Here is a 321-nt window from a genome sequence, read left to right as displayed (position 1 = left end):
GCTGTATCTGGCGGTGGTCATTGACCTGTGGTCACGGGCTGTTATCGGCTGGTCGATGTCATCACGGATGACGGCGCAACTGGCGTGCGATGCGTTACAGATGGCGCTGTGGCAGCGCAAATGTCCTGAAAATGTTATCGTTCACACCGACCGCGGCGGTCAGTACTGTTCAGCAGATTATCAGACACTGCTGAAACAGCATAATCTGCGGGGCAGCATGAGCGCGAAAGGTAACTGCTACGATAATGCCTGCGCGGAAAGCTTCTTCCATTCGCTGAAGGTGGAATGCATCCATGGTGAGCGCTTTGCCAGCCGGGAAAT

The 321-nt window shown here is 54.8% G+C and carries 1 protein-coding gene; it reads left to right on the top strand.

Annotated elements, in window-relative coordinates; genetic code table 11:
• On the top strand, positions 1-321 hold a 321-nt coding region (locus tag JJB97_RS18485; protein WP_238715547.1), incomplete at both ends, for a DDE-type integrase/transposase/recombinase.

Source organism: Tenebrionibacter intestinalis (assembly GCF_016632365.1).
Taxonomy (GTDB): domain Bacteria; phylum Pseudomonadota; class Gammaproteobacteria; order Enterobacterales; family Enterobacteriaceae; genus Tenebrionibacter; species Tenebrionibacter intestinalis.
The sequence above is the reverse complement of the archived record's forward strand: the minus strand, read 5'-3'. Positions and strand labels throughout refer to the sequence as shown.